The following is a 25,207-nucleotide window of genomic DNA, read 5'->3' as shown; positions in this document are numbered from 1 at the left end:
GATTTTCCCCCACCGGCCCTGGTGGGGCCCGACCGGGGTGGCGGCGGCCGCGCCTCGCCCCGCTCGGTGGAACCCCTCGTGCACGAGTTGCGGAGGGTCGCGCCGTCCCGCGTTCCCGAAGAGTTCTCCGCACGGGCCTCGCCCGCCGCGGCTACCAGTGAGTAATCTGGCGGTCCGCCAGAAGCGGGTTCATGACAGACGTGGGCCCGGCCGGGGTCGACTGCCCCGCCGGGCCACCAGCATGTGGGGGTTTTTGTGGCAGGGATGAGTCGGCGTACGTTCCTCACCGGTACGTCGGTGGCCGCCGCCTGGTCGGCCTTGTCGTTGGGCGGCGCGCAGTTCGCCTCGGCCGCGGCGCGCGACCAGGCCCTGGCGACGACGGCCGCGCGGGCGGTCAGGGTCACCGGGACCACGCTGGAGCAGGTGGCCACGCCGGTCGGCACCGGCGGCTACAAGCGGCTGACGGCCGGGCCGGGCTGGCCGCTGATGGTGCGCGGCGACCTGGCGTCGGCGACCACCGGGCGGGACGACCGCCGGACCGGGCTGGCCAGCTTCGTCCAGTTCAGCGACCTGCACCTGGTGGACACCGAGTCCCCGGTGCGCTTCGAGTACCTGGCCAAGCTCAACGGCAGCGCGTACCGGCCGCAGGAGGCCCTGAACGCCCGCGGTGTCTCGGCCCTCGTCGAGCGGGTCAACTCGCTCGCCGGCGGCCCCTACACCGGGATGCCGTTCAGCATGGTGATGGCCACCGGCGACAACACCGACAACCACGAGCTCGCCGAACTCGACTGGTACCTCAAGGTCATGGGCGGTGGACGGCTGGCCCAGAACACCGGTGACCTCAGCCGCTACGAGGGCGTGCAGAACTCCGGCAACGCCGCCTACTGGAACCCCGAACTCTCCTACAACGACGGCTACAAGGCGAAGGGCTTCCCGCAGATAGCCGGCTTCCTGTCCGCCGCCGGCCGCCCCTTCGACGCGCCGGGCCTGCGCACGCCCTGGTACACCACGGTCGGCAACCACGACGACAGCATCGAGGGCTCGCTGCCGGACCTCGGGCTGCTGAACGACCTGTACACCGGCCAGTACAAGCTGGAGGGCTGCGACGACGCCACGGCCGCCCAGCTGACGGACTCGCTGCGCCGCGACCCGGCGGGCGCCGTGCTGCTGCTGGCGAAGCTGATCGCCAGTGGCGACCTGGTCCGCAAGGTCACCCCGGACGAGCGCCGCCGGCCGTTCACGCTCAAGGAGTTCGCCAAGGCCCACCTGAACCCGGCGGTCACCGGCGCCGGCCCGTACGGGCACGGCTTCACCTCGGACATGGCGAACAGCGGCAAGCTCTACTACACCTTCCGCATCTCGGAGAAGGTGGTCGGCATCAGCCTGGACACCACCAACCAGGCCGGGTTCGCCGACGGTTCGCTGGGCACCGCGCAACTGCGCTGGCTGGAGCAGCAGTTGCAGGCGCACAGCGGGCACTGGTACGACGCCGACGGGCGCAAGGTGACCGGCGGGAGCACGGACGAGCTGATCCTGCTCTTCAGCCACCACACCAGCGGCACGATGGGCAACCTGCTGCCGGACCCGCGCAACATCTTCGAGGGACGGCACGACGGCAACGAGCTGGTGGCGCTGCTCCAGCGCTACCCGAACGTGGTCGCGTGGGTGAACGGGCACACCCACATGAACAAGATCACGCCGCACGGCCACGCGGTGCCGGAGCGGGCGTTCTGGGAGATCAACACCGCCTCGCACATCGACTACCCGCAGCACGGGCGGATCATCGAGATCGCGGACAACGGGGACGGCACGCTCTCGCTGTTCACCACGCTGATCGAGTCCTCCGCGCCGTACGGGACGGACTTCGGCGGCACCTCGGACGCCAACCTCGCGGCGCTCTACCGCGAGCTGTCGTACAACGACCCGAACGGCCGCCCGGCGGCGCTGCTGGGCGCGGGCGGGGACCACAACACGGAGCTGCTGCTCACCAAGCCGACCCGGTAGCGGTCGGCAGCCGGAGAACAGGGAACGGATACCAGCGAACAGAGAACAGATGACAGCGAACAGATGATGAAATCTGTTCGCTGTCATCTGTCACCTGTCACTCCTCCGGGTACCGCCGCGGCGTCCAGACGACCTCCACGCCGCCGCCCCGCTCGACCGCCCGGGTCTGCGAGGAGCCGATCAGCAGGATGGTCCGCATGTCGACCAGCCCCGGGTCCAGCTCGCCCAGTCGGACGATCCGCACCCGCTCGGTCGGGCCGCCGACGTCGCGGGCCATCACCACCGGGGTCTCCGGCGCCCGGTACTCCAGCAGCAGGTCCCGGGCGAGCCCGACCTGGGTGGTCCGGGACTTCGAGCCCGGGTTGTACAGGGCGAGCACCAGGTCCGCCTCGGCCGCGGCCCGCAGCCGCTTCGCCACCACGTCCCACGGCTTGAGCCGGTCCGAGAGCGACACCGTCGCGTAGTCGTGCCCGAGCGGGGCGCCGGCCCGGGAGGCGGCCGCGTGGGCGGCGGTCATCCCGGGGAGCACCCGCACCGGGACGTCCCGGTAGGCCTCCTCGCAGGCGACCTCCAGCACGGCGGTGGCCATCGCGAACACCCCCGGGTCACCCGAGGAGACCACCGCGACGCGGTGCCCGCGCCGGGCGAGCTCCAGGGCGAACTCGGCGCGCTCCGACTCCACCTTGTTGTCCGAGCCGTGCCGCCGCTGCCCCGGCCGCTCCGGCACCCGGTCCAGGTAGGTGGTGTAGCCGACCAGGTCGGTGGCCTCGGAGAGCGCGCCGCGCGCCTCGGCGGTCAGCCAGAGCGGCCCGGCCGGCCCGGTGCCGACCACGGTCACGCTGCCGACGCCGTCCGACAGCCGGACCTCCGGCTCCAGCGGCGCGACCTTGCTCGGCAGCACCGCGACCGAGAAGTACGGCACCGTGTCGCCGTCGACCTCGGCGAGCGGCGCGATCCGCTCCCCCGCCATGAAGGCCCGCTCCACGTACTGCGCGTCCGCCAGCCGCCCGGCCCGCTCCAGGGCCCGGCGGACGGTCGGGAAGGTGCGCCCCAGCTTCATGATCACGGCCGAGTCGGCAGCCGCGATCCGCGCCGTCAGCTCCTCCTCGGGCAGCGTGCCGGGGATGACGGTGAGCGTCTCCTCGGCCTCGGTCAGCGGCTGCCCGAGCCGGGCCGCGGCCGCGCTGAGCGAGGTCACGCCCGGCACCACCTCGGTCGGGTAGCGGTGCGCGAGCCGCTTGTGCATGTGCTGGTAGGAGCCGTAGAAGAGCGGGTCGCCCTCGGCGAGGACGACCACGTCGCGCCCGGCGTCCAGGTGGGCGGCCAGCCGGGCGGCGGCCTCCTCGTAGAAGTCGTCCAACGCGCCGCGGTAGCCGCCCGGATGGTCGGTGGTCTCGACGGTGAGCGGGTAGACCAGCTTCTCCTCGATCTGACCGTCCGTCAGATACCGTTCGGCGATCGACCGCGCGATGGACCGGCCGTGCCGGGCGCTGTGGTAGGCCACCACGTCGGCCTTGCCGATGAGTTCGGCGGCGCGGACGGTCACCAGCGACGGGTCGCCCGGGCCGAGCCCGACGCCGTACAGTCGACCCGTGGTGCTCTGACGGTCCGTCACTCTTCTTCGCTCGCAATCGCGTTGATGGCGGCGGCGGCCATCGCACTGCCGCCGCGCCGACCGCGCACCACCAGGTGCTCCAGGCCGGACGGGTGCTCGGCCAGGGCCTGCTTGGACTCGGCGGCGCCGATGAAGCCGACCGGGACACCGATCACCGCGGCCGGTCGCGGTGCGCCCGCCTCGATCATCTCCAGCAGCCGGAACAGCGAGGTCGGGGCGTTGCCGACGGCGACCACCGCGCCCTCCAGCCGGGGCAGCCACAGCTCCATGGCCGCGGCGCTGCGGGTGTTGCCCATCGTGCGGGCGAGTTCGGGCACCGAGGGGTCGGTGAGGGTGCAGATCACCTCGTTGTCGGCCGGCAGCCGCCGACGGGTGACGCCGCTCGCGACCATGTTGACGTCGCAGAGGATGGGCGCACCCGCGTGCAGCGCGGCGCGCGCGGAGGCGACCACACCGGGCGAGTACACCAGGTCCTCGACCAGGTCGACCATCCCGCAGGCGTGGATCATCCGCACCGCGACCTGGGAGACGTCCGCCGGGAGGGCGGCCAGATCGGCCTCCGCGCGGATGGTGGCAAAGGACTGGCGGTAGATGGACGCGCCGTCCTTCTCGTACTCGATCACTTCGTGGTCCTCCTGGCCTCGGCGACCGCCTCGGCCATCTCCTCGTTCGTCACAACGGCGTTCGTCACAACGGCGTTCATCTCATGGGCCTTCGCCGCATCGGGCCCCGGCACGTCGGCGTTCGCCCCGTTCACCGTCACCCGGTAGCCGCGCCCCGTGGCGAGCACGTCCACCCACCGCCCGGCCGGATGGCCGCAGCGCCGTTCACAGCCCGACCAGTGGACGGGCAGCAGACCATCGGGGTCGGCACCGGCCCTCACCGTGGCACCAGCCCTCACGGCGGCACCGGAGTCCAGCGCCCGGGCCGCGTCCGTACGGACGTCGGCCAGCGACTTGGCGCAGCCCGGCAGCCCGGTGCAGGCGGTGGCCCGCTCCCAGGCCGAACCGGGCTCGGTGCGGAAGCCGGCCGCGGCGAGCCCGGGCAGCCGGTCGGCCGGGGCGCCGGGCAGCACCGCCCCGCGCCAGGGGGTCAGCCGCAGCTCACCGGCCGAGGCGGCGACCAGCGTCCGCCACTGCCCGGCGCTCGCCCGGCCGAACCGCAGCCCCACCGAGAGCCCGCCGCGCAGCGCGCCGACGGCGGGCGCGCTGCCGGCGAAGGCGGGCAGCGGCACCGTGCCGGCCGGCAGCAGTTCGGGGACCTCGCGCAGGTGCCAGGCCTTGCGCCCGTGCGTCCGCAGCGCCGCCAGGAAGGAGCGGGCCGCGTCCAGCACGGCCGTGACCTCCCGCCCGGCCTCGACCGGGTGTCCGCGTCCGTCGCGTCCGAGGCGCAGCAACCGCGTGCCGTCCGGGCCTGCGACCAATGTCACATCGGCGTCGAGCGCGGCGACGTCGCCCCGCCCGTCGTCCAGTGCGAACAGGAACTTGCCGGACAGCCCGGCCGCCCAGTCGGCGGCGCACAGCCGCGCGTCCAACTCCCGTACCCAGGACTGCACATCGGCGTTGCCGACGGCTCCCTCGGCGGCGGTGTCCAGTCCGGCCGTCGGCGAGGCGACGATGTTGCGGACCCGCTCGTGGGTGTCCGAGGGCAGCAGCCCGGCGGCGCGCAGCCGGTCGGCGAGCTCGGCCGCGCAGTGCGGGGCCAGGCCGCGCAGCTGGACGTTGCCGCGCGAGGTGGTCTCCAACTCGCCGTCGCCGAGGGCCTCGGCGGCCTCGGCCAGCGCGATGGCCTGACGGTCCGTCAGCAGACCGCCGGGCAGGCGGATCCGGGCGAGGGCGCCGTCGTCGGCCGTATGCAGACGAAGTGCTCCGGGACAGGCGTCCGCACGCCCCCGGTCGGGCACCTCCCGGTCGGGTCCTGCGGCGCCCGGCGCGGTGGCGTCGGGTGTCGGTGGCATGGCGGCGAGCATACAGATGATCCGATCGCTTGCCTCCGTCCGCTGCATCACACCCCGGCCCCGCCCCCGCCGCACCTGCCGGACACCCCGAGCCCCCGTCCGCCGGACATCCGAGCCCCGTCGGCCGGACGTCCGAAAGCTCACCCTCCCCCAGGTCAGCCGCACCCCGTACGATGCTGGCGGGCGGTCCCTCACGGACCGTCCGCACGCCAGCGACGGCGCAGGGGAGGAAACCGGTGCGAACCCGGTGCGGTCCCGCCACTGTGACCGCGGTTCACCGGTAGACCGGTCGGCCGCGGGAGCCAGGAACTCCTGCCGTCCTCCACCGGCCCGGGGCGCGGACCCCGAGGAAGGCAGAAATGTTCCAGCGCTGTCGCATGCCCGCGCCCGCGTCCCCGGCCGCCACCACGGCCGTCCCGACCGCCACCGCGGCTGTCCCGACCGCCGTCATGCCCGTTCCGGCCGCCGCCACGACCACCCCGGTCGACCGTGCGACCGCCCCGGCCCGCGCCGCGACCACCCCGGTCGACCGCGCGGCCGTCCGTGCCACCCCAGCGGCCGCCCCGGCCCAGATCCCGGCCACCCCGGCCACCGACGAGGCCGGGAGGGCCTTCACATGATCCTGCTGCTGTCGACGTCCGACACCGACCTGCTCAGCGCCCGCGCCTCCGAGGGACCGGTGCGCTACCGCCTCGGCAACCCGGCCCGGCTCACCCCCGAGGACCTGCCCGCGCTGCTGGAGGGCACCGAGCTCGTCGTGGTCCGCCTGCTCGGCGGGCGCCGCGCCTGGCAGGAGGGCCTGGACGCGCTGCTGGCCGGCCCCCGCCCGGTGGTGGTGCTGACGGGCGAGCAGGCCCCCGACGCCCAGCTGATGGAGCTGTCCACCGTCCCGGCCGGCATCGCCGCCGAAGCGCACGCCTACCTGGCCCACGGCGGCGCCGCCAACCTGGCCGAGCTGGGCGCCTTCCTCTCCGACACCGTGCTGCTGACCGGCCACGGCTTCGCCCCGCCCGCCTCCGCCCCGGCCTGGGGCCCGCTGGAGCGCGAGGCCCGTACGTCCGAGGGCCCGACGGTGGCGGTGCTCTACTACCGCGCCCACCACATGAGCGGCAACACCGCCTTCGTGGAGACGCTCTGCCGGGCCGTCGAGGACCAGGGCGCCCGGGCCAGGGCCTACTACTGCGCCTCGCTGCGCGGCGCCGAGCCCGAACTGCTGGCCGCGCTCGGCGAGGCGGACGCGATCGTCACCACCGTGCTCGCCGCCGGCGGCACCCGCCCGGCCGACGCCCAGGCCGGCGGGGACGAGGAGGCCTGGGACGCGGGCGCGCTGGCCGCGCTCGACCGCCCGATCCTCCAGGCGCTCTGCCTCACCTGGTCGCGCGCCCAGTGGGAGGCCAGCGACGACGGCCTGTCCCCGCTGGACACCGCCACCCAGATCGCCGTCCCGGAGTTCGACGGCCGCCTGATCACCGTCCCGTTCTCCTTCAAGGAGCTGGACGAGGACGGCCTGACCGTCTACGCCGCCGACCCGGAGCGCGCCGCCCGCGTCGCCGGCACCGCCGTCAAGCACGCCCGGCTGCGGCACGTCCCGGCCGCCGAGCGCCGCCTCGCCCTGGTGCTGTCCGCGTACCCGACCAAGCACGCCCGGGTCGGCAACGCCGTCGGCCTGGACACCCCGGCCAGCGCGGTGCGGCTGCTGGAGCGGCTGCGCGCGGAGGGCATGGACCTCGGGGACGACCTCCCCGCGTTCGACGACGGCGAGGGCGGCCACGAGGGCGACCCGCTGATCCACGCCCTGATCGCGGCCGGCGGCTACGACCAGGACTGGCTCACCGAGGAGCAGCTGGCCCGCAACCCGGTCCGCATCCCCGCCGCCGACTACCGCCGCTGGTACGCCACCCTCCCGCAGGGCCTGCGCGAACAGGTCGAGGAGCACTGGGGCCCGGCCCCCGGCGAGCTGTACGTCGACCGCTCGCAGAACCCGGACGGCGACATCGTGCTGGCCGCGATCCGCTCCGGGAACCTGCTCGTGCTGATCCAGCCGCCGCGCGGCTTCGGCGAGAACCCGGTCGCCATCTACCACGACCCCGACCTGCCGCCGAGCCACCACTACCTGGCCGCCTACCGCTGGATCCAGGCCGCCCAGGAGGACGGCGGTTTCGGCGCCCACGCGGTGATCCACCTCGGCAAGCACGGCAACCTGGAGTGGCTGCCGGGCAAGACCGCCGCGCTGTCCGCGGAGTGCGGCCCGGACGCCGTCATCGGCGACCTGCCGCTGGTCTACCCCTTCCTGGTCAACGACCCGGGCGAGGGCACCCAGGCCAAGCGCCGCGCCCACGCCACGCTCGTCGACCACCTCGTCCCGCCGATGGCCCGCGCCGACTCCTACGGCGACATCGCGCGCCTGGAGCAGCTGCTGGACGAGCACTCCAACATCGCCGCGATGGACCCGGCCAAGCTGCCGGCGATCCGCGCCCAGATCTGGACCCTGATCCAGGCCGCCCGGCTCGACCACGACCTCGGCCTGGACGAGCGCCCCGAGGACGACGGCTTCGACGACTTCCTGCTGCACGTCGACGGCTGGCTCTGCGAGGTCAAGGACGCCCAGATCCGCGACGGTCTGCACGTCCTCGGCCAGGCGCCGACCGGCACCGACCGGGTCAACATCGTGCTCGCCATCCTGCGCGCCCGGCAGATCTGGGGCGGCGTCAGCGCCCTGCCCGGCCTGCGCGAGGCGCTCGGCCTGGACGAGGCGGCGCTGACCCTGGGCGCCACCGACGCGGCCGAGGCCCGGGCCCGCGCCCTGGTCGAGGCGATGGAGGCGGAGGACTGGGCGCCCGAGGCGGTCGAGAAGGTGACCGCCGAACTGCCGGAGGCCGTCCAGGAGGCCGTCCGCGCGGTGCTGGACTTCGCCGCCGCCCAGGTGGTGCCGCGGCTCGCGGCCACCACCGACGAGCTGGACGCCGTGCTGCACGCGCTCCAGGGCGGCTTCGTCCCGGCCGGCCCGTCCGGCTCGCCGCTGCGCGGCCTGGTCAACGTGCTGCCCACCGGCCGCAACTTCTACTCCGTCGACCCGAAGGCCGTCCCCAGCAAGCTCGCCTGGGAGACCGGCCAGGCGCTCGCCTCCTCCCTGGTCGAGCGCTACCGCTCGGACAACGACGGCGCGTACCCGCCCTCGGTCGGGCTCTCGCTCTGGGGCACCAGCGCGATGCGCACCGCCGGCGACGACATCGCCGAGGCCTTCGCCCTGCTCGGCGTCCGCCCGGTCTGGGACGACGCCTCGCGCCGGGTCACCGGCCTGGAGCCGATCCCGCTGGACGAGCTGGGCCGCCCGCGCATCGACGTCACGCTGCGCATCTCCGGCTTCTTCCGGGACGCCTTCCCGCACGTGGTCGCCCTGCTGGACGACGCGGTGCGCCTGGCCGCCGCCCAGGAGGAGGCCCCGGAGTCGAACTACGTGCGCGCCCACGTCCAGGCCGACCTCGCCGTGCACGGCGACGAGCGCAAGGCCACCGTCCGCGTCTTCGGCTCCCGCCCGGGCACCTACGGCGCGGGCCTGCTCCAGCTGATCGACAGCCGGGACTGGCGCACCGACGCCGACCTGGCCGAGGTGTACACGGTCTGGGGCGGCTACGCGTACGGCCGCGGGCTGGACGGCCGCCCGGCCCGCGAGGAGATGGAGACCGCGTACAAGCGGATCACCGTCGCCGCGAAGAACACCGACACCCGCGAGCACGACATCGCCGACTCGGACGACTACTTCCAGTACCACGGCGGCATGGTGGCCACCGTACGGGCCCTCACCGGCAAGGCGCCGACCGCCTACATCGGCGACTCGACCCGGCCGGAGACGGTCCGCACCCGCACCCTGACCGAGGAGGCCGCCCGGGTCTTCCGCGCCCGGGTGGTCAACCCGCGCTGGATCGAGGCGATGCGCCGCCACGGCTACAAGGGCGCCTTCGAGATGGCCGCGACGGTGGACTACCTGTTCGGCTACGACGCCACCACGGGCGTGGTCGCGGACTGGATGTACGAGAAGCTGACCCAGGAGTACGTCCTCGACCCGGTCAACCGGGAGTTCCTCGCGGGCGCCAACCCGTGGGCGCTGCACGGGATCAGCGAGCGGCTGCTGGAGGCGGCGAGCCGCGGGCTGTGGGAGCAGCCGGACCCGGAGCTGATCGAGCAGTTGCAGGCCGCGTTCCTGGAGACCGAGGGGGGCCTGGAGGGCGGCGAGGAGTAGGGCCGCGCACGGTGATCGGAGGGGCGGGCCCCCTCGGGGCCGCTCCTCCTCGGGGCCGCGCTTCCTTGGGGCCACCCCTCCGATCGCCCGTTCTGGCAAGGCCACCGGTACGGCCGGGACCACTGGTTCCGAACATGGGGCTCTTGTCACCCGTTCGGCTGAATGGCGTACTGGTGGTGTACGCCCGTCAAGCGGACAATACGGGTCATGTCGCGTCGCTCCGCTCCCGCCATCCCGACCCTGCGCACGACCGCCGTCGAGGAACGGGAGCCGCACGCGCCGCACCGGTACCGCGCGCGGACCGGTGCGCTGGCGGCCGGCGCGGTTCCGGTGCTCGCCTTCCCCGCGCCCGGGCAGGCCTGGCTGGCCTGGGTCGCGCTCGTCCCCGGACTGCTGCTGATGCAGCGGGCGCCGTCGGGCCGGGAGGCGGCGGTGCGCGGCTGGTGGTTCGGCGCGGGGTTCATCCTGACCGCGATGTACTGGCTGGTCCCGTCCGTCGGGCCGGGGCTGCCGGTGATCGCGGTGCTGTTCGGGGCGCTCCAGAGCGCCGTCGGGTACACCGTGCACCGGCTGCTGCACCCCCGGCTGACCGCCCGTCGGGCCCTGCTCGCACTGCTGGTCGTACCGGCCGTCTGGGTGACGACCGAGTACGCGCGGTCCTGGCCCGCGCTCGGCGGGCCGTGGGCGCTGCTCGGCGCCACCCAGTGGCAGCACCCGGCGGTCCTCGGGCTGGCCTCGGCCGGCGGGATCTGGCTGGTCAGCGCGGCGGTGGCGGCGGTGAACACCGGGGCGCTGATCGCGCTGACCGCGGTGCACCGGCGGCCGCGGGCCGTCGCGGCCGGGACCGTCGTGCTGGTCCTGGCCTCCGGTCCGCTGCTGTTCGCGCTGCGCGAGGCACCTGCCACGGACGGGGCCGTGACCGTGGCACTGGTCCAGCCCGGCATCGTCGAGGACCCCCAGGCCCGCTTCGAGGCGAGCGCGCGGATCACGGCCGGACTGGTCGGACAGCCGGTGGACCTGGTCGTGTGGGGCGAGAGCAGTACCACCGCCGACCTGGACCGCGACCCGGCCGCGCTGGACACCCTGCGCTGGCTCGCCGCGACCACCGGCGCCGAGGTCGTCGCCGGGGAGGACGCGCGCAAGGCGGACGGGCGGATCTCCAAGGACGCGGTGCTGGTCTCCCCCGCCGGCGTGGTGGACCGCTACCGCAAGATCCGGCTGGTGCCGTTCGGCGAGTACATCCCGCTGCGGCCGGTGCTCGGCTGGATCGCCGGGGTCAGCCGGGCCGCAGGCGAGAACCGGGCGCCCGGCACGTCCTTCCACGTCCTGCCCGCCACCGACCGGGCGGGCGCGCCGCTGCCGGTCGGGGCGCTGATCTGCTTCGAGTCGGCCTTCCCCGACATGGCCCGCACCGCCGCCCGGGACGGCGCCCGGGTGCTGGTCTACCAGTCCTCGACCTCGACCTTCCAGCGCACCTGGGCGCCCGAGCAGCACGTCTCGCTGGCCGCGATCCGGGCCGCCGAGACCGGCCGGCCGGCCGTCCAGGCCTCGCTGACCGGGGTCTCGGCCGCCTTCGACGCCCAGGGCCGGGAGCTCGCCCGGCTCGGCACCGACGGCACCGGCGTGCTGACCGTCCGACTGCCGCTCACCGCACCCGGGACGCTGACCTGGTACGACCGGATCGGCGACGTGGTGCCGCTCGGGGCGCTGCTGGTCACGGCGGGGGCGGCGGGCGCGGGCGTCGCCGGGTGGCGGCGCTCGCGCGCCCTCCGGCGTGCCGGTCAGCCCTCGGTGCCGGCGGTGTAGACGCCGAACGCGGCGCCCTGGGGGTCGCGCAGCACGGCGATCCGCCGGCCGCCCGGCATGCCGGTGGCGGGCGTCAGCACGTCCCCGCCGAGCGCCACCGCCCGGCCGACGGTGCCGTCCACGTCGGCGGCCGCGAAGTACGGCAGCCAGTGCGGCGGCGCCTCGGGCGGGAAGCAGTCGTCCATCGTCAGCATGCCGCCGAAGTCCCGTCCGTCCAGGCCCCACTGGGGGTAGTGCTCGGACGGGGCGACGGACCAGCCGAAGACCTCCGGGTAGAAGGCGAGCGCGCCGGACGGGTCGCGGGTGAGCAGTTCCACCCAGCCGAGCGCGCCGGGCTCGTTGAACACCCCGGCGCCCCGGAAGGCGCGGGCCTGCCAGAGGATGAACACCGCGCCGGACGGGTCGGCGGCCACCGAGAACCGGCCGAAGCCGAAGACGTCGCCGGGGTCCTTCCGGATCAGACCGCCGCACTCCTTGATCCTCGCGGCGGTGGCGTCGGCGTCGGCGACCGCGATGCAGACCGTCCAGGCGATCGGCTGCTGCGGGGCGTAGCGCGGAGTGATGGCGGCGGCCGGGACGCCCCGGACCAGCATCTGGGTGTAGTCGCCCTCCCCGGGGCGGGCCGTGTCGTCCGCCTGCCAGCCGAAGAGCTCGGTGTAGAAGGCCCGGGCGGCGGCCGGATCGGAGGTGCCCAACTCGGTCCAGCAGGGGGCGTTGGTGGTCACGGAGGTCTGCTTCATGGCGTCTGTCCTCGCAGCTTGCTCGGGAACTCCCGGGTTTTCGGCGCCTCGGCCCCCGCACCTCCAGGCCCAGCATGCGGGGCGGGGCGGAGCTTGGCGGGCGGGGTGGGCCGAACGGGCGGCGAGACGGGCGGGCGAACACATGACAGATGACAGCTGACAGATTTCGAAATCTGTCAGCTGTCATCTGTTATCTGTTCGCTGTTATCCGTTAGCTGTCGGCTGTCAGCCTTCGCCCGTCAGCCGCGCACGGCCCTCGCCACCGGGATCCACAGCTCCGCCTCGGCATCGGCCGTGCCCGGAACCGGGCTGACCCGCAGGATCTCCGGACCCGGCCGGGCCTCGTACGGGTTGGACGGGAACCACTGGCCGGCCACGTCCGCCCACATCTCCTGCAGGGCCTGCGGGAACGGCCCGGTGTTGGTGAACACCGCCCAGGTGCCGGCCGGGACGTCGAGCACGTCCAGGTCCGCCGGGACGGCGACCCCCTCGCGCGCCACCACCGCGTGCCAGTAGTCGAGTTCGGACCCCTCCTCGCGGTTCGGCGAGAAGTCGTCGCTCACCGACAGGATCCCGGCCGGGTCGTCCCCGGACAGCTCCGCGATCCGTTCGACCGTCTCCTTGCCGAGTCCCTTGATGAACTCGGCGATCCCCGGGTTGATCCCCAGGTAGATCAGGGTGACCCGGGCCTTCCTGCCGACGATCCGGAAGTCCGGCTTCTCGACGATCCGGTATTCCATACTGCTGCTTCCCTCCACGATGAGTCGGAAGGACATCCGGGGCTGGGAGACGAGCACCGCGCCGTCGCGCCGGGCCTCGCCCGGCCCGACTCCGTGCATGGCCCGGAACGCCCGGGCGAACGCCTCCCCCGAGGAGTACCCGTACCGGACCGCGATGTCGAGCAACGTCCGCTCGCCGTCCAGGACTTCGGCCCCGGCGACGGTGAGCCGCCGACGCCGGACGTACTCCGACAGCGGCATCCCGGCGAGCATCGAGAACAACCGCCGGAAGTGGTACTCCGACGTCATCGCGATCCGCGCCAGCGCGGCCACGTCGACCTCGCGGTCCAGGTCGTGTTCGATCCGGTCCATCGCCCGGTTCAGGTGCTCCAGCACGCCAACCCCGTCCTTCCCTTGCTGACCTTCACCGTAGGAAGGACCCACCCTGCCGCACCCGACAATCGGTGCCCGCTCCGGTCGGGCGCCGGGCTCCGATCGCCGGGTGCCTGGTGCCTGGTGCCTGACCGATCGCCAGGCGACGGCCGTCAGCGGCTCAGATCAGGCCCTGGGCCAGCATCGCGTCCGCGACCAGCTCGAAGCCGGCGATGTTCGCGCCGACCACGTAGTTGCCCGGGTGGCCGTAGCGCTCGGCGGTGGTGAAGCAGGAGTCGTGGACGTGCTTCATGATCCCGGCCAGCCGCTCCTCGGTGTGCTCGAAGGTCCAGGAGTCGCGCGAGGCGTTCTGCTGCATCTCCAGGGCGCTGGTCGCGACGCCGCCCGCGTTCGCCGCCTTGCCCGGACCGAAGGCCACCCCGGCCTCCTGGAACACCCGCACCGCCTCCGGGGTGGTGGGCATGTTCGCACCCTCGGCGACGGCCAGCACCCCGTTGCGCACCAGCGCCAGCGCGTCGGCCTCGGCCAGCTCGTTCTGGGTGGCACAGGGCAGCGCGACGTCACAGGGCACGCCCCACACGCCCGGGCCCTCGACGAACCGGACGTGGCCGCCGCGCAGTCGGGCGTAGTCGGAGACCCGGCCGCGCCGGACCTCCTTGACCTCCTTGAGCAGGTCGAGGTCGATGCCCTTCTCGTCCACCACGTAGCCGGAGGAGTCGGAGCAGGTGAGCACGGTCGCGCCGAGCTGCTGCGCCTTCTCGATGGCGTAGACGGCGACGTTGCCGGAGCCGGAGACGACCACCCGGCGCCCGTCCAGGCTCTCGCCGCGGCTGTGCAGCATCTCGGAGGTGAACATGACGCAGCCGTAGCCGGTGGCCTCGGTACGGACCTGCGCACCGCCCCAGCCGAGGCCCTTCCCGGTGAGCACGCCGCTCTCGTACCGGTTGGTGATCCGCTTGTACTGGCCGAAGAGGTAGCCGATCTCCCGGCCGCCGACGCCGATGTCCCCGGCCGGCACGTCCGTGTACTCGCCGAGGTGGCGGTACAGCTCGGTCATGAAGGACTGACAGAACCGCATGATCTCGGCGTCCGAACGGCCCTTGGGGTCGAAGTCGGAGCCGCCCTTGCCGCCGCCGATGGGCAGGCCGGTGAGCGCGTTCTTGAAGATCTGCTCGAAACCGAGGAACTTGACGATCCCGAGGTTCACCGAGGGGTGGAAGCGCAGCCCGCCCTTGTACGGGCCGAGGGCGCTGCTGAACTCCACCCGGAAGCCGCGGTTGACGTGGATGTCACCGGAGTCGTCCGTCCACGGCACCCGGAACATGAGCTGCCGCTCGGGCTCGCAGATCCGCTCGATGATCCGGGCGTCGAGGAGTTCGGGGCGGTGGGCGAGCACCGGCGCCAGGGTCTCCAGCACCTCGTGGACGGCCTGGTGGAACTCGTCCTCGCCCCGGTTGCGGCGGACCACGTCCGCGTAGAGCGCCTCTATCGCGCGCTGCTCGGCTTCGAAGGAGCCGGGAGCGGAGGTGTGGGGGGTGGCAGGGGTCGTCGGCATCTTCAGGACCCTTCCGTGGTCGTCGATGGGCGTGCGCAGTGTCCCGACGGGCCTGAGGGACGTGCCCAGGAAACGGCGCCAGTCTCGCAGTGTCCACACCGCGGGTCCCGCACCATCCACATGCTGGAAGCCCTGGTGGGAACAGCCGGGGCTGATGGGGTGTTGTGCGCCCCGGTGGTCGAGCCGGGCCCCGGCGGCCGCTAGTTGTTCAAATTGGAACTACCTAGTACGGTCGACCTCCGACGCACCACGACCCGTCCGGGTCCGACCGCGTCCACCCCGGTCCGCGCCGAACCGGCCCGGCCCACCCCCGATCCACGGAGGCCCACCCATGCCGCAGCCCGGCGCCGCCACGGTGCGCTCGCGTGTGCGCATCCCGCTGACCTTCCCCGACGGCTACCGCGCCGACGCGGAGGTCTCCACCTTCCACGGCCTCACCGACGGCGCCGAGCACCTGGCGCTCGCGCTCGGCACGGTCCCCGAGGGCGGCACGCCCCTGGTGCGACTGCACTCCGAGTGCCTGACCGGCGACGTCTTCGGCTCGGACCGCTGCGACTGCGGGCCGCAGCTGCGCGAGTCGGTGGAGCGGATCAGCGAGGCCGGCGGGTACCTGCTCTACCTGCGGCAGGAGGGCCGCGGCATCGGGCTCTACAACAAACTGGACGCCTACGCCCTCCAGGACTCCGGCCTGGACACGTACGACGCCAACACCGCGCTCGGCCTGCCCGAGGACGGCCGCGACTACACCGCGGCCGCCCAGATGCTCGCCGCGCTCGACGCCACGGGCATCGACCTGCTGAGCAACAACCCGGACAAGGCGGCGCAGCTGGCCGACCTGGGGATCGTCGTGCGGCACCGGGTGCCGACGGGGGTGCACCTGTCGGCCAGCAACGTCCGCTACCTGCGGGCGAAGGTGGAGCGGACGGGGCACTCGATCGAGCTGTCCCGGCTGGTCGGCTGAACTGCCGCACGGGCGGCTGGTGACAGATGACAGCTGACAGATTTCAAAATCTGTCAGCTGTCATCTGTTATCTGTTCGCTGTTATCTGTTCGCCGTGATCTGTCAGCCGTCAGCCGTTCGCTGTCACCCGCGCCCCGCGCGCCCCCGGACCGTCCGCAGCACCCCGTACGCCGCCAACGGCAGCGCCACCAGCAGCGCGGCCCAGAAGGCCCCGTGCCCCCACAGCCCGGCGATCGCCCGGAACAGCCCCTCGAACACCGGGATCCGCAGCGCCTCGACCGGGCCCAGCGGCCCCGGCCAGGCGCCCAGGAACAGCGTGGCCGGGACCCAGAGCACGAACAGCCCCTTGGCGGTGGCCGGCGTCCCGAGGGTGCTGACCAGCGACACCACCGCCAGCAGCAGGACGAACCCGGCCTGGTAGTCCGCACCGCCCTGCCCCGTCCCCCACGAGTCGGGCGTCGGGTGCGCCCCGGTGGCCGCCAGCCGGACCTCGACCGCCGCCCACAGCAGCAGCACCAGCACCGCCGTCGTCCCGAGCGCGAACCGCACCCGGTCGCGCGCACCGGCGCCGCCCGTCCGCCACCGCCCGGACGGCGCGCCCCCCGCCCGCTCGGCGGTGCCGGCCCCGGACGGCCCCGCGCCCCGCACGCCCCGCACACCCCGCACGCCCCGCTCCCGCCAGGCCTCCCGGGCCTGCCGTCGGGCGTCCTGAGCCGGCTTCAGCAGCCGGTTCGCGGCCCGCTCGATCAGGACGAGCGAGACGACGGTCGCCACCACTGCCGCGATCCCGGCCCAACTCCCCATCCCGCCCTCGAACACCACGACCCGGTCGGCCACCGACGGCGGCGTCTCCAGCACCGTCATCGGCGGTCCGAGCCGCAGGTAGCCGATGGCGAGGGCTCCGGCGCCGGTCAGCAGCGCCGTGCCGATGCCCACCCGGGCGGGGAAGAAGGCGATCACGGCGGCCGCGACGAGCCCCGCGCCGAGTTGTCCGGCCACCTGCCGGGCCGCGTGTTCGCCGGCGTTCCGCAGGGGGCCGCCGAAGGCGCCGGCGGGCGAGAGGTCGAGCTTCTCCCCCGCCTCGACCGGGTAGCGGAGCACCGCACCCGCCCACAGCAGCAGCCCGAAGGCGAGGAGCAGCAGCAGGACCGCCCCGGCCCGGCGCGGCAGCGCGGTGCGGGCGTGCGGCCACCAGGCCGCCAGCTGCTCCCGCCGCTCCTCCCAGCCCGTCGGCGGCCGGCGGCGCCGGTTGAGCCAGAGCCGGGCCACCCGCCCCTCCTGTCGCACCCCGGCCTCCGGTTCGGGCCGCTCGGGCCGTCCCCGGCCGCGCCGCCGCAGTGCCTCCGCCGCGACCAGGGCCGCCCGTCCGGCCGGCTGCGCCGGGTCGGCGCTCACCGCCCGCCGGCGCAGCGCGGACCAGTGGCGCCGGACCACGTCCCGGGGAGTGGCCGCCGCCGGGTCGGGCGCCGGTCTGCGGGCCACGGTCCGTACGGCGGTGCGGGCGCCCGCGCCCACGGCCAGCGCGCCGTCCAACACCGAGGCGGCCACCGCGGCGGCGAGCTCCGACACCCGCCCGGGCAGCGGCAGTCGGTGCAGTGCGGCGGGCAGCGGCGAGAGCCGGCCGAGCAGCCGCGCGCGTTCCTCGGGCCGGATGCTCAGCCAGACCGCCTGCCGGTGCGCCTCCTCGCGTTCCTCCGGGCTGAGCCCGTCGCCGCCGCGCCGGCCGCCGCCGACGGTGCGGGCCAGCCGGTCCACCTCGGCCAGCACCTCCGGCAGTGCGGCCAGCGCTAGCAGCCGCGAGCAGTGCTCGCCGGCGCACTCGGGGTGGAAGCAGTCGTAGCGGGCGACCACGGCCGGCACCCCGCCCCGGACGAGTTCGTCGATCAGCTCGGCGCCGTCCGGTGCGGTGACGACGCGTTCCAGCCCGGTGGTGTCGATCGGCCGGTCGCGGTAGTGCGGGACGGCGCCCGGGACGAAGGCGGCCCCCAGGGCGAGCACCGCCACCGCGGCCACGGACTCGCGCCGGGAGCCGGGCGCCTTGGCCACGTCGGAGAGGTAGTGCAGGTCGAAGACGGTGTCCTCGACCTCGTCCCGCAGCCAGTCGCGCACCCGTTCCGCTCCCCCGGTGGCCAGCCAGCGGGCCGCCGCGCCGGAGTTCTTGAGCAGCGCCTCGGTGAGCCGGACCGGGTCGGTGAACGGGTTGCCGAGGAAGGTGACCGGCCGGTGGGCCCTGGCCTGCGCCTGCGGTCGGCGGCGGATCACCTCGGGGGTACCGCCGGCCAGCCAGCTGCGGACCTGCGGGGCGGTCCAACGGTCCTCCGGCATCTTCGTGAACAGCCCCTGGAGGAGCAGCAGTTGGCGCGGGTCGCGGACGGCGCTGAGGTCGACCTCCTCGCCCATGACCAGTTCCAGCTCCAGCTCCTGGTCGTCCGGGCGCTCGCCGTCCGCGCCGACGAAGCGGGGGCGGCCGACGAACAGTTCGTACAGCACGTTGCCGAGCCCCCACCAGGGCCCGGCCTGGTGGTTCTTGCCGGCCAGCTGCTCGGGGGCCATGTAGGCGACGGTGACCATCATCGCGGAGGTGAACCGGCGGCTGTCGGTGAGCCGGTCGACGCCGCCGAAGTCGGCGATCACGAACTCCCCGGACCCGCTGCCGGGGCGCACCAGGATGTTGGCGGGCTTGAAGTCCAGCGGGTTGCGCTGGATCCGCTGCTGCCAGAAGTCGAGCAGGGCGACCAGCTCGTAGACGATCTGCTCGGTGGTCCGCCGGTCGCCGTGCCCGCCCGACCGCCACAGCCCGGCGACGTGGGCGGCGAGGGTGACCGGCAGGTACTCCATGGCCACCCAGTCGACCTGGGCGCCGTGGTGGCGGACCCGGCCGAAGTCGATCAGCTGCGGGACGTGCCGGCGGAAGCCGTCGTGGCCCAGGTGGGAGAGCAGGTCGTGGTCCATCGGCTGGCCCGCGACGGCCACCTTGACGGCCGCGTCACCGCCGCCGTCGGTGCGCCGGACGTACCAGACGGTGCCCTCGGAGCCGGCTCCGGCCCGCCCCAGCGGGATGAAGCGGCTCCGCAGGGCGTCCGGGAAGACGCCCTCGAACGGACCGCCGGTGTCCGGGGCCCCGCCGAACCCGTCCTCGGGGCCGGCCGGGCTCCCGCCCGCACTCCCGCCGCCGCCTCCCCCGGCCGGGGCGGGGCCGCCGGGCCCGATGCCGTCCTGCCAGGAGGACGAGCCGGCCCCCGAGCCCGACCGGGGCCGGACGACCTCGGTCACCGCCTCCGAATCGGCACCCGGCGAACGTCCCGAGTGCCCCGAGTCCCCCGAACTGCCCGAGCCCCCCGGCCGGTTCGGCCGGAGCCCGGTCGGAGCGTGCGGGTCGAACCTCGGCCCGGTGTCCGGCCTGCGGCGGGTGGCCGCCTCCGGGTCGTACCGCGGCTCGTTGCCGGACACCCGACGCGTCGCGGCCTCCGGATCGAAGCGCGGCGGGGCGGCGGGCACCCGACGGGTCGCGGCCTGCGGGTCCACCCGGGCCCGCGGGGTCGCGCCGAGCCGGGACGACCGGTCCGGGGCGTCCTCGGAGGCACGCCAGCGCCCCCGCGACCACCGCTCCACCCTGCTCCCCGGCGGATTCCCCGGCTCGGCTCCGGCGGCCGACCGGGGCCTCGGCCCGCGCCGACCGCCCTCGGCCGGGTCCGCGTCCTCCGTCGTGCCCATGCGACGCTCCCCTCCCCCGCAGCCCGGACCGGCGCGGGGCCGTGACCATGGGCGCACCGGTTCCGGGGTGGATTGTGACGCGTCATCATCCCTCATGGCGGGCGCGGGTGTCGGCCGCTTTCGCGGATCAGGACCGACCCATCGCAGGACCGGTACGCAAGCGCGATCCACGACGGGGAACCGGCCGCTGTCGACGCCTCGGCCGGCACTGCCCGTACGGCGGTCGGGCCGGCACCGCGACCGCCGGAGCGGAGCAGGACCGGGCGGGAACGGACCGGCCCCCGAGCGGAACTCGAGCCGGCGTCCAGCCGGCCCGCCTCAGCGCTCCTCGACCGGGCGCCCCAGCGGTTCCTCCACGATCCGCCGGGCGATCTCCTCGGGCCGCACCGGGCGCCCGAAGTGCCAGCCCTGCGCCCAGTCGCAGCCCATGGTCCGCAGCCGTTCGGCGTCCCGGTGGGTCTCCACGCCCTCGGCGGTGACGTTCAGCCCGAGCGCGTGCGCCATCGACACCAGTCCGCTGACGATCCGCCACCCGGTGGACTCGTCCTTCCCCGGTTCGTGCAGGTCGCCGACGAATGAGCCGGCGATCTTCAGCCCGGAGACCGGCAGGTCGCGCAGGTAGGCGAGGTTGGACCAGCCGGTGCCGAAGTCGTCCACGGCCAGCGACACCCCGAGGTCGACCAGCCCGTGCAGGGTGCGCAGCGCCTCGTCCTCGGGCCCGACCACGGTCGACTCGGTGATCTCCAGCTGCAACCGGGCCGGGTCCAGGCCGGTGCTGTCGAGGATCCGGGCGAGGTCGGTGACCAGGGCGGCGCTGCGGGCCTGCCGGACCGCCAGGTTGACGTTGAGCTGCGGGGCGGCGTCGCCGTACCGCTTGATCCAGTCCGCGGCCTGGCCGCAGGCCTGCTCCAGCACCCAGCGGCCGAGCGGCATGATCAGCCCGGTCTCCTCGGCGGTGGTGACGAACTCGTCCGGGCCGAGCACGCCGAGCTGCGGGTGGCGCCAGCGCACCAGCGCCTCCACGGCGGCCAGCCGGCCGTCCGCGAGGCGGTAGAGCGGCTGGTAGTCGATGAAGAACTCGCCGCGGTCGAGGGCCGCCGGCATCCGCACCGACACCGCGTAGCGGCTGACCGCCCGGGCGTTCTCCTTGGGGTCGAAGAGCGTCCAGCGGCCGCGGCCGGCCTCCTTGGCGCGGTACAGGGTGAGGTCGGCGGCCCGGACGGCGGCGCCCGGGGTGGTGGTGGACACCCGCCGCTCCAGCACGCCGACGCTGGCGCCGACGGCGAGCTTGTGGTCGCCGATCAGCACCGGCCCGGCCAGCGCCCTGAGCACGGTCTTCGCGGCGGCCACCGCCTCCTGCTCGCCCCGGCACTTCTCCAGCAGGACGACGAACTCGTCGCCGCCGAGCCGGGCCACCAGGTGGCCGAGCGGGGTGAGGGCGGCCTTCAGCCGGGCGGCGACCGCGGCCAGCAGCTGGTCGCCCATGTCGTGGCCGAGGCTGTCGTTGACCACCTTGAAACCGTCGAGGTCGACGTAGCAGAGGCCGAAGCGGGCGCCCGGCTCGGGCTCCTCGAACAGCTTCTCCAGCCGCTCGAAGAAGGCCGCGCGGTTGGGCAGGCCGGTCAGCGGGTCGTGGGTGGCCTGGTGGCGCAGCCGCTCCTGGAGCCGGTAGCGGTCGGTGACGTCCTCCAGCATCGCGACCTGGTACTGCGGGATGCCGTCGTCGTCGCGGATCAGCGAGACGGTCAGGTGGGTCCAGATCACCTCGCCGTCCTGGCGGTAGTACGGCTTGTCGAACTGGAAGTAGTCCCGCTTGCCGCTGATCAGCTCCTCGTACGCCTCCCACACGCCGGGGGTGTCCTCGGGGTGCACCAGGTCGCCGACCCGGCGGCCGATCATGTCCTCCGGGCCCGCGCCGAACAGCTCCTGGAGGGCCTTGTTGACCGCCATGATGTTGCCGTCGGTGTCACCGATGCCGATGCCGATGGCGGCGCTCTCGAACAGCGCCCGGAACCGGGCCTCGGAGGCGCGCAGCGCCCGCTCGGCCTCCTTGCGGGCGCTGTCGGCGGCGGTGCGGATCGCCTCCTGCTCGGTCAGCGTGCGCTCGCGCAGGGCCGCCGCCCAGCCGGCCGCGAAGGCGCCGGTCAGGGCCGGGCCGCGGTCGTCCTGGACGGGCTGCGCCTGGAGCAGCTCGACCGCCCGGGCCAGCAGCAGCGGGTCGGTGAAGTGCGCGTCGACCAGGTCGGCGCCGGCCTGCGCGGCCAGCCGCGGCTCGAACGGCTCGTCCTCCTGGGCGCGGTGCAGCAGCGCGGCGGTGCGCGCGACCAGCCGGCCGAGCAGGCCGGGGTGGACGGCGGTGCCGTGGTCGGCGGAGAGCAGCCGGGCCCACTCCTCGTGGAACCGCTCCGCGTTGCCGCGCACCGGGGTGGTACTCATCTGCTGAACCTGGTTCCTCTGGTGTACGCGCCGGTTCCGGCGGGCCCGGCAGGCCTTGCGGGCCGAGCGGGCCGGGCAGGCCTCGCGACGGCCGCCGCGCGGGGCGTGCGGCCGTCGGTGCCTCGTCCGTCGCGTCCGCTCAAGGGCGGATCCCCACGCCCGCCACCCCGGCGATCCGCTCGGGGTGCTCACCGACCGTACCCGGCTGGTCCGGACGCCACAGCGGCAGGTGCACCACGCCCGGCTCGACCAGCTCGAAGCCGGAGAACATCGCGGTGATCTGCTCGTGGGTGCGCATGGTCAGCGGGGTCGGCGTCCGCTGGTAGAGCTTCTGGTGGTCCTCGGCCTGGTCGGGGCGGCTCTCCAGGGCGGCGTGCGAGAGCACCAGCGCGCTGCCGGGCGGGAGGGCGTCGCGGACCGTTCCGATCAGCCGCCACGGGTCGTCCTCGTCGCCGACGAAGTGCGCGACGGCGACCAGCAGCACGGCCACGGGCTCGCCGGCCGCCAGCAGCTCGGTGACCTCGGGGCGGGCCAGCAGGTCGTCGACGTCGCGCAGGTCGGCCTGGGCGACGGCGCAGTCGTGGTCGTCCTCCAGCAGCAGGCGGCTGTGCGCGACGGCGACCGGGTCGCGGTCCACGTAGACGACCTTGGCCTCGGGGCGGATCGCCCGGGCGATCTCGTGCACGGCGCCGAAGGTCGGGATGCCGGAGCCGATGTCCAGGAAGCGGGTGACGCCCTGCTCGGCGAGGAAGGTCACGGCGCGGCGCAGGAAGGCGCGGTTGGAGCGCATGATCTGCGGCAGCTCCGGCCACATGGCGATGGCCTTGCGGGCCATCTCCCGGTCGACCTCGAAGTTGTGCGAGCCCCCCAGGTAGTAGTCGTAGACCCGCGCGGCGTTCGGTTTGTCCAGGTCCGTGCCCTCCGGTACCCAGCTCGGTCGCCGCATGCCTGTGACTCCTTCACTCCGGTTTCTGGGGTCGCAGCGCCCAGGGGATGCTGCCGTGACTGATGAGACTACAAGCACAGAAGATCCTCCCCCGCACCCCGAACGGGTGCAAGCGGAGCGCTTCCTTCCTCCCGGACGGGCGCTTCCGGAAGATTCACCTCCGGTTACCGGCCGTGCCACGGACCAACTCGGCAACGGTCCAACGGCGTTCACCCCTCGGAGCGACCGGCCCGGACTAGGGTGGGGCCGTGGACCCCAACCACTACCGATTCCGGGGCGTCTGGCGGCTCGCGGCTCCGGCGACCGCCGTGTACGCGGCCCTCGAGGACGTGCGGAGCTATCCGCTGTGGTGGCCGGAGATCCGCGAGGTCCGACCGACCGGCGAGGACTCCGGGGACGTGGTGGTGCGCGCGCTGCTGCCGTACCGGTTGGTGATCGGGCTGGCGGCGAAGCGGCGCGACCCGGCCGCCGGGGTGCTGGAGGTGGCCATGCGGGGCGACCTGGCCGGGTGGTCGCGGTTCACGGTGACGCCGGACCTGGCGGGCGGGGCCAGCGAGGCGGGTGGACCGAGCGGGGCCCGCGGGCCGGGCGGTCCGGGCAGCCGGGTGCTGTTCGAGGAGGAGACCCGGCCCGGCAAGCCCCTGCTGCGCCGGCTCGCCCTGCCGCTGCACCCGCTGTTCCGGGCCAACCACGCGGTGATGATGCGCCGGGGGCGGCGGGGGCTCGCGGCGTACCTGGCGGGGGCGGCGGCGGGGTGACGGGCGTCGAGCGGGGTGCCGGGCGTCGGAGGACGGATGGCGGCGAACAGATGACAGACGACAACTTTCAGCGAACAGATGACAGCTTTCGAAATCTGTCATCTGTTCGCGACAGCCCCGGCCCCGCGCCCACCGACGTCCCCGCCCCCGACTTCGGCTTCGACGCCCCCTTCGACCGCACCGGCACCGGCAGCAGCAAGTGGGCCCGCGCGGACGCCCCCGGAACGATCGCGATGGGCCTCGCCGACATGGACCTGCCCGGCCCGCCCGCCGTCGCCGAGGCACTGGAGCGGCGCGCCCGGCACCGCGCGTACGGCTACACGGTCTGCGACCCGGCCGGCCGCGCGCTGGTGGCCGACTGGTACCGCACCCGGCACGGCGCCGCGGTCGACCCGGACTGGGTCCTGCTGCTGCCCTGCGGCCCGCGCACCGCGCTGCGCCTCCTCCTGGAGACCGTACGGCCGCAGGCCCCCGTCCTCTTCCCCACCCCCGAGTGGGGCGGCTTCGCCCAGCTCTGCCGCGCGGCCGGCCTCCCGTACCGCGAGCTGCCGCTGCACCCGGCGCACCCGCCGCAAGTACCGCACCCGGGCCCGAGCGGCTACCGGCTCCCGTCGGGCCCGCTCCCCCGCCCCGTCGGCGCCGTACTGCTGAGCAACCCGCACAACCCCTCCGGCACGGTGTGGCCGGCCGACGCCGTGCGCGCGCTCGCCGCCCGGGCGGCCGAGAGCGGTGCGCTGCTGGTCTCGGACGAGGTGCACGGCGACCTCACCCACCCCGGCCGTGCCCACCCCGTCGCCGTCACCACCGCCGACCCGGCGCACCGGCCCCTCGTCGTCACCCTCAACTCCGTCGGCAAGACCTTCAACTGCTCCGGCATCCCCAGCAGTTTCGCCCTCGTCCCCGACCCCGGGCTGCGCGCCCGGTTCACCGAGGCGCTGGCCGGCTACGGCCTCTGGGAGGGCGGCCTGCTGGAGCAGACCGTGCAGCAGGCGGCGCTGCGCGAGGGCGGGCCCTGGCTGGACGCGCTGCTCGCCCACCTGGTCGCCGCCCGCACCCGGCTGACCGACCGGCTCGGGCCCGCCCTCCGCGCCACCCCGCGGGCCTCCTACCTGCTCTGGCTGGACGCCGCCGCGCTCGGCCTGCCGCCCGCCGCCGCCCGCCGGGCGCTGCTGGAGCGCTGCGGTCTGGAGGCCTCCGACGGCGCCGACTTCGGGCCCGGCGGCCGGGGTTCGCTGCGCCTGAACTACGCCCTGCCGGGGCCGGTGCTGGCGAGCGTCCTGGAGCGGCTGGAGCGCCTGTGACCCCGGCACGTGCCCCGGCCGGGTACGGACCGCTCCCTGCCCGCCGGTCGGCCTGACAGCCC

16 protein-coding genes and 1 riboswitch are annotated in these 25,207 nt (G+C 74.6%); of the genes, 7 read left to right on the top strand and 9 right to left on the bottom strand.

The window, feature by feature from the left end:
• Positions 1–264: 264 nt before the first annotated feature.
• Positions 265–2,004: a TIGR03767 family metallophosphoesterase gene (locus ACFU7Z_RS00590; protein WP_380775078.1), complete on the top strand. Its 1,740-nt coding sequence runs from the start codon at positions 265–267 to the stop codon at positions 2,002–2,004.
• Positions 2,005–2,101: 97 nt separating this feature from the next.
• Here the strand turns inward: ACFU7Z_RS00590 and ACFU7Z_RS00585 are convergent, their stop codons facing one another.
• The 3 genes from ACFU7Z_RS00585 to ACFU7Z_RS00575 are packed head-to-tail and all read right to left on the bottom strand — an operon-like array spanning position 2,102 to position 5,588.
• Positions 2,102–3,619, bottom strand: a complete 1,518-nt coding sequence (locus ACFU7Z_RS00585; RefSeq protein WP_380775076.1) for a precorrin-2 C(20)-methyltransferase — start codon at positions 3,617–3,619, stop codon at positions 2,102–2,104.
• A complete protein-coding gene (locus tag ACFU7Z_RS00580) occupies positions 3,616–4,242 on the bottom strand; it encodes a precorrin-8X methylmutase (protein WP_049649824.1) in 627 nt (208 codons plus the stop codon). Before ACFU7Z_RS00580 ends, ACFU7Z_RS00585 begins: the two co-directional genes overlap by 4 nt.
• A complete protein-coding gene (locus ACFU7Z_RS00575; RefSeq protein ID WP_380775074.1) occupies positions 4,239–5,588 on the bottom strand; it encodes a cobalamin biosynthesis protein CobG in 1,350 nt (449 codons plus the stop codon). Before ACFU7Z_RS00575 ends, ACFU7Z_RS00580 begins: the two co-directional genes overlap by 4 nt.
• A 214-nt stretch (positions 5,589–5,802) precedes the next feature.
• Positions 5,803–5,888, top strand: a riboswitch (cobalamin riboswitch).
• Positions 5,889–5,935: 47 nt separating this feature from the next.
• Here ACFU7Z_RS00575 and ACFU7Z_RS00570 point away from each other — a divergent pair.
• The 3 genes from ACFU7Z_RS00570 (at position 5,936) to lnt (ending at position 11,622) form a co-directional block, all read left to right on the top strand.
• Complete coding sequence (locus ACFU7Z_RS00570) at positions 5,936–6,196, top strand: hypothetical protein (protein ID WP_147409322.1); 261 nt, start codon at positions 5,936–5,938, stop codon at positions 6,194–6,196.
• The gene (gene cobN, locus ACFU7Z_RS00565; protein WP_380775072.1) at positions 6,193–9,816 is read left to right on the top strand and encodes a cobaltochelatase subunit CobN; all 3,624 of its coding nucleotides are present in this window, start codon (positions 6,193–6,195) and stop codon (positions 9,814–9,816) included. Before ACFU7Z_RS00570 ends, cobN begins: the two co-directional genes overlap by 4 nt.
• A gap of 207 nt (positions 9,817–10,023) precedes the next feature.
• Complete coding sequence (gene lnt / locus ACFU7Z_RS00560) at positions 10,024–11,622, top strand: apolipoprotein N-acyltransferase (protein ID WP_380775070.1); 1,599 nt, start codon at positions 10,024–10,026, stop codon at positions 11,620–11,622.
• Here the strand turns inward: lnt and ACFU7Z_RS00555 are convergent.
• From ACFU7Z_RS00555 to gdhA, 3 genes are all read right to left on the bottom strand, one after another.
• On the bottom strand, positions 11,598–12,362 hold the full coding sequence (locus ACFU7Z_RS00555; protein ID WP_074004347.1) for a VOC family protein: 765 nt from the start codon (positions 12,360–12,362) through the stop codon (positions 11,598–11,600). The two genes, lnt and ACFU7Z_RS00555, sit on opposite strands and share 25 nt — an antisense overlap.
• A 239-nt stretch (positions 12,363–12,601) precedes the next feature.
• Complete coding sequence (locus ACFU7Z_RS00550) at positions 12,602–13,477, bottom strand: AraC family transcriptional regulator (protein WP_074004346.1); 876 nt, start codon at positions 13,475–13,477, stop codon at positions 12,602–12,604.
• 157 nt (positions 13,478–13,634) lie between these two features.
• Positions 13,635–15,029 carry an NADP-specific glutamate dehydrogenase gene (gene gdhA / locus ACFU7Z_RS00545; RefSeq protein ID WP_380775068.1) on the bottom strand — a complete coding sequence of 465 codons (1,395 nt, stop codon included), beginning with the start codon at positions 15,027–15,029 and terminating at the stop codon, positions 13,635–13,637.
• 331 nt (positions 15,030–15,360) lie between these two features.
• Between gdhA and ribA the strand changes: the two genes are divergently transcribed.
• A complete protein-coding gene (gene ribA, locus ACFU7Z_RS00540; protein ID WP_049659023.1) occupies positions 15,361–15,990 on the top strand; it encodes a GTP cyclohydrolase II in 630 nt (209 codons plus the stop codon).
• Positions 15,991–16,113: 123 nt separating this feature from the next.
• On the opposite strand, the gene ACFU7Z_RS00535 is transcribed toward ribA, so the two are convergent.
• The 3 genes from ACFU7Z_RS00535 to ACFU7Z_RS00525 form a co-directional block, all read right to left on the bottom strand.
• Complete coding sequence (locus tag ACFU7Z_RS00535; protein WP_380775066.1) at positions 16,114–19,263, bottom strand: hypothetical protein; 3,150 nt, start codon at positions 19,261–19,263, stop codon at positions 16,114–16,116.
• A gap of 759 nt (positions 19,264–20,022) precedes the next feature.
• Positions 20,023–22,140: a putative bifunctional diguanylate cyclase/phosphodiesterase gene (locus ACFU7Z_RS00530; protein WP_380775064.1), complete on the bottom strand. Its 2,118-nt coding sequence runs from the start codon at positions 22,138–22,140 to the stop codon at positions 20,023–20,025.
• 139 nt (positions 22,141–22,279) lie between these two features.
• Positions 22,280–23,086 carry an SAM-dependent methyltransferase gene (locus ACFU7Z_RS00525; protein WP_049659216.1) on the bottom strand — a complete coding sequence of 269 codons (807 nt, stop codon included), beginning with the start codon at positions 23,084–23,086 and terminating at the stop codon, positions 22,280–22,282.
• Positions 23,087–23,334: 248 nt separating this feature from the next.
• On the opposite strand from ACFU7Z_RS00525, the gene ACFU7Z_RS00520 reads away from it, so the two are divergent.
• Together ACFU7Z_RS00520 and ACFU7Z_RS00515 are read left to right on the top strand one after the other, a co-directional pair.
• Positions 23,335–23,844, top strand: a complete 510-nt coding sequence (locus ACFU7Z_RS00520; protein ID WP_049659217.1) for an SRPBCC family protein — start codon at positions 23,335–23,337, stop codon at positions 23,842–23,844.
• 50 nt (positions 23,845–23,894) lie between these two features.
• Positions 23,895–25,145, top strand: a complete 1,251-nt coding sequence (locus ACFU7Z_RS00515; RefSeq protein WP_380775062.1) for an aminotransferase class I/II-fold pyridoxal phosphate-dependent enzyme — start codon at positions 23,895–23,897, stop codon at positions 25,143–25,145.
• Positions 25,146–25,207 lie beyond the last annotated feature (62 nt).

The organism is Kitasatospora sp. NPDC057518 (assembly GCF_042802075.1).
Taxonomy (GTDB): domain Bacteria; phylum Actinomycetota; class Actinomycetes; order Streptomycetales; family Streptomycetaceae; genus Kitasatospora.
Note: the sequence above shows the minus strand (reverse complement) of the source record. Positions and strands in the feature narration are given on the sequence as shown.

What these genes read in the sequence shown, in the direction of transcription:
- ACFU7Z_RS00590 (WP_380775078.1), top strand. Translation starts at nt 265, where the DNA reads ATGAGTCGGCGTACGTTCCTCACCGGTACGTCGGTGGCCGCCGCCTGG.
- ACFU7Z_RS00575 (WP_380775074.1), bottom strand. Translation starts at nt 5,588, where the DNA reads ATGCTCGCCGCCATGCCACCGACACCCGACGCCACCGCGCCGGGCGCC.
- ACFU7Z_RS00570 (WP_147409322.1), top strand. Translation starts at nt 5,936, where the DNA reads ATGTTCCAGCGCTGTCGCATGCCCGCGCCCGCGTCCCCGGCCGCCACC.
- cobN (WP_380775072.1), top strand. Translation starts at nt 6,193, where the DNA reads ATGATCCTGCTGCTGTCGACGTCCGACACCGACCTGCTCAGCGCCCGC.
- lnt (WP_380775070.1), top strand. Translation starts at nt 10,024, where the DNA reads ATGTCGCGTCGCTCCGCTCCCGCCATCCCGACCCTGCGCACGACCGCC.
- ACFU7Z_RS00555 (WP_074004347.1), bottom strand. Translation starts at nt 12,362, where the DNA reads ATGAAGCAGACCTCCGTGACCACCAACGCCCCCTGCTGGACCGAGTTG.
- gdhA (WP_380775068.1), bottom strand. Translation starts at nt 15,029, where the DNA reads ATGCCGACGACCCCTGCCACCCCCCACACCTCCGCTCCCGGCTCCTTC.
- ribA (WP_049659023.1), top strand. Translation starts at nt 15,361, where the DNA reads ATGCCGCAGCCCGGCGCCGCCACGGTGCGCTCGCGTGTGCGCATCCCG.
- ACFU7Z_RS00530 (WP_380775064.1), bottom strand. Translation starts at nt 22,140, where the DNA reads ATGAGTACCACCCCGGTGCGCGGCAACGCGGAGCGGTTCCACGAGGAG.
- ACFU7Z_RS00525 (WP_049659216.1), bottom strand. Translation starts at nt 23,086, where the DNA reads ATGCGGCGACCGAGCTGGGTACCGGAGGGCACGGACCTGGACAAACCG.
- ACFU7Z_RS00515 (WP_380775062.1), top strand. Translation starts at nt 23,895, where the DNA reads ATGACAGACGACAACTTTCAGCGAACAGATGACAGCTTTCGAAATCTG.